The sequence below is a fragment of the Lactococcus cremoris subsp. cremoris NBRC 100676 genome, assembly GCF_001591705.1.
GTDB lineage: Bacteria > Bacillota > Bacilli > Lactobacillales > Streptococcaceae > Lactococcus > Lactococcus cremoris.
In genome coordinates this window covers 1-3,555 of record NZ_BCVK01000095.1, presented here as the reverse complement: position 1 = coordinate 3,555, position 3,555 = coordinate 1, and the positions used below count along the sequence as shown (strand labels likewise).

General features: G+C 33.9%; 3 protein-coding genes and 1 other RNA gene. 2 read left to right on the top strand and 2 right to left on the bottom strand.

Annotation, left to right across the window (positions count from 1 at the left end; translation table 11 throughout):
- Positions 1–29: 29 nt before the first annotated feature.
- Positions 30–1,583, bottom strand: coding sequence for a sensor histidine kinase (locus LLA01S_RS11705; protein WP_011676391.1), 1,554 nt, complete (start codon positions 1,581–1,583; stop codon positions 30–32).
- Positions 1,573–2,283, bottom strand: a complete 711-nt coding sequence (locus tag LLA01S_RS11700) for a response regulator transcription factor (protein ID WP_011676390.1) — start codon at positions 2,281–2,283, stop codon at positions 1,573–1,575. Before LLA01S_RS11700 ends, LLA01S_RS11705 begins: the two co-directional genes overlap by 11 nt.
- Positions 2,284–2,466: 183 nt before the next feature.
- On the opposite strand from LLA01S_RS11700, the gene LLA01S_RS11695 reads away from it, so the two are divergent.
- A complete protein-coding gene (locus LLA01S_RS11695; protein ID WP_011676389.1) occupies positions 2,467–2,802 on the top strand; it encodes a putative DNA-binding protein in 336 nt (111 codons plus the stop codon).
- A gap of 108 nt (positions 2,803–2,910) precedes the next feature.
- Positions 2,911–3,269, top strand: a transfer-messenger RNA (tmRNA) gene (gene ssrA / locus LLA01S_RS11690).
- The last annotated feature ends 286 nt before the right edge of the window (positions 3,270–3,555 follow it).

Here is a 3,555-nt window from a genome sequence, read left to right as displayed (position 1 = left end):
TTTTGATAAGTAAATTTACTGATGACCACTCAAAGATTAACGGTAAAGGTGGTTCCTTTTCCAAGAATAGATACCACATCAATTGTGCCATGAAGTTCTTGGACATTCTTTTCAACAATGGCGAGTCCTAATCCTGTTCCGCTGACCTCTGCTCGGCTCTCATCAGCACGATAGAAGCGATCAAAGATTCTTTCTTTTTCAATTTCACTTAAACCAGGACCATTGTCAGTAACACTGAAGATAATTTTATCTTGTTCATGGTGTAAGCTGACAAAAATTTGACCCTGAGCAGGAGTATATTTGATGGCATTTTCAATCAGATTTTCAAAAATACTGTGTACCATTTGTTCATTGGTTTTGAAAGTAATCTCTTCAATTTGTGTTTCTAAACGAAGAGATTTTTCAGAAATTTGGGGACTTGAGCTTTGTAAAATATTTTGAATTAGAGCAGAAAGGCTGAGTTTCTTTTTCTCAATACGTTGATTTTGCTTAGTTAGTAGTAGAGTATCCTGAACAAGGCTCATCAAACGAGAACTTTCTTTATGGATAATTGAAGCAAAGTTTTTGGTTTCAGAAGGAGAAACAGTGTCTGTTTCAAGTAATTCGGCAAAGCCCTTTATTGAAGTGAGCGGTGTTTTCAATTCATGAGAAACGTTGGCAATAAAGGCATTATGAGCATCAACTGTTCGACGATAAGAACTTACATCATTCATGGTTACCATGAAGCGACTATCAAGATCGGGCAGTGGAGTGATGCGGACTTGATAATAAGCGCCAAGCTTTTCAAAGAAGAAAAGTTTTTCTTGTATATCTGGATGTAAAATTTTGTCAACTAGAAAATTTAAGAAATCGGCATAAGGACTGAAAATATCAAGATTCTCGGTGTCTGAAAACTCATTTTTGAAAGAAGCATTTGTTCGACGAATTTTTCCCTTATTATTATAAATAAAAATGGGAAATTGGAAAAACTCGATGAATTCGTAGAGATTTTCTTTCTTTTCAGTGTGTGATAAGGCTTGCTTTTGGATTTTTTCGCCTAATTTATTGAGCTCAGTTGTAATTTTGTCATCATTTTCATTCATCAGATAACTTTGCGTTAAAGGACTTCGCTCAATATTTTTAATCTTAGCCACAGTATTTTCGCGAAAAACATAAGCTCTCTGAGCAGATTTCAAAACCTGTATGGCAACTGCCAAGTAAAATAAAATAGCAAAAATGATAATTGCAAAATCGGTAAAGAAAGTAGACGTGCGATTTTCTGTAACTTTCAAATAGCCATCGATTTGTCCTTCACTAAAGATAGGGCTGGTAACAGTAATATCTTTAGAATCTAAACTTCGAGCATAGGCAGCGCCATTTTTAATTTTTTTAGTATCTGAATTTACCGTATTTTTTGAAAGATGTTCAAAGTTAGCGGGTAAGGGATTATCAGGATGTTTTTCTAAAAAAAGCTGTATTTGATCTATTGTTTTTAATACCCTATTTGTATCATTTTCTAAGATATTTTGGTTCGATAGAATCACCAAGCTTAATGTTGCAATGATGTACAGCACTGTCATCAGCATGATGTGTTTAAGTTTCATTTTCTTCAAAATAGTAACCGAATCCTCGTTTTGTTTTGATATAATGATTATTTAGTTTTTTACGGATTTTTGAGATGAGGACATCAATTGTCCGTGTTTCTGCTGTATCCGAAATTCCCCAAAAATGTTGAAGAAGTTCTTCACGGCTGATGATTTCGCCTTGTCTTTTTGCTAAGAGTTCTAGAATTTCAAATTCTCTTTTGGTTAAGTCTAAAACTTTTGCATCAAAAGTGACTTCTTTTTTTGTAAAATCAATGACCAGTCTGTCAGTAACAAGTGTTGCAGGACTTTCGTCCAAAGATTCACTGACAGAATCAGAAGCTGTTTGATTATACATTTGATTTCTACGAATGAGCCCTTCAGCTCTGACAATGATTTCTTTCATTGGAGTCGTTTTATCTAAATACTCATCAGAACCTGCTGACAGACCTGTCAGTTTCATTTCATCATCATCGCGAGCAGTTAAAATTAAAATTGGTGTAAAATTACCTTCTTTACGAAGCTTTTTAGTGACTTCAATTCCGGAAAATTCAGGCATCATTAAATCAAGAAGAAGCAAATCAAAGGGATTTTTTCGAGCTTTATCATAAGCTTTTTTTCCGTCTGATACGATGGTTACTTCGTAATCATTTTGCCGAAAATTATAAGATAATAGGGTCAAAATTGCCCGATCATCATCAGCAATTAAAATTTTTTTCATACTTTTAATTATAACGAAAACAGGGAGCTTTGTATAGAATAAATTATTATTTTTGAATAAAAAAATGAAGGGGTAATGGCAGCAGAAACGAGTTAAAAAAATTACATTTTTAAAAACTTAAATGATAAGTTAAAACTAAGAATAAAACTAAAAAATCACTTAATTTCTGCTATAATAGACATTATGGAAATCGAAAAAACCAATCGAATGAATACGCTTTTTGAGTTTTATGCGACACTTTTAACTGACAAGCAAATGAACTACATTGAACTTTATTATGCTGACGATTACAGTTTGGCTGAAATAGCAGAAGAATTTAATATCAGCCGTCAAGCAGTTTATGATAATATTAAACGGACCGAAAAAGTGCTCGAAAGCTACGAAGAAAAATTGCATCTTTTTAGTAATTATGTGGTGCGTAATCAATTGCTTGAAGAACTGATGAAAAAGTATCCTTCTGACCAATACTTAATCAGTAAACTTCAGGAAATACAGCAGATTGATGAAGAAGAATTTTAGTAGTTAGAGATAATGAATTTACTGACAGAAATGCTAAAATATGCTATAATTAAACTTCAAGGTTCATAAAAGTTACTGACAGACTGCCAGTAAGAATTCCCTGAATTTGGGGGCGTTACGGATTCGACAGGCATTGTCGCGCATGAACTGCAACTGCTGAGGGATCAGGATAATCATCCGCAGATAAATATAACTGCTAAAAATAATACACAAACTTACGCAATGGCAGCCTAAACAGCACCATGCGTGCCTGATTTTTGCTCACTGATGGCAATTTGACGGCCTAAACTTTTAGTCAGATACGTTGTTGTGGAGACTTGACGCAGCAAAAGAGATTTAAAGTCCCGCAAAATGTCGCTGTTTGAGACTGGCTTTGGCATTTTGTTAAATTTGAGAAAGTCCTATGGTTGTAGACGTTGATGTAGCAAGGTGTTTGGACAGGGGTTCGACTCCCCTCGCCTCCATTATCCAGTTTATATAGAATCTTATAGACTAAGAAATCGCTCAATGGAGCGGTTTTTCTTTTTGAATTCTTTATACTGTATTTGAGATTAAGTTCGTCCCTAGCCACCAAATTTGTAAATTTATTACTTTAGACGTTTATTATGTACAAGTTTTATCTATGTGTGCACTTGTAGAGCTACACAATCGATTTATTTTTGTAATATTTAATATAAAATGATAGACTCGAAGCGTTGAATTATCAAGAGGCCCACAATATATTTGATAGCTTATTGTTTATTATATATGAAT

Bases quoted from the DNA above. Each gene is read 5' to 3' on its own strand.
- LLA01S_RS11705 (WP_011676391.1), bottom strand. From the start codon at position 1,583: ATGAAACTTAAACACATCATGCTGATGACAGTGCTGTACATCATTGCA.
- LLA01S_RS11700 (WP_011676390.1), bottom strand. From the start codon at position 2,283: ATGAAAAAAATTTTAATTGCTGATGATGATCGGGCAATTTTGACCCTA.
- LLA01S_RS11695 (WP_011676389.1), top strand. From the start codon at position 2,467: ATGGAAATCGAAAAAACCAATCGAATGAATACGCTTTTTGAGTTTTAT.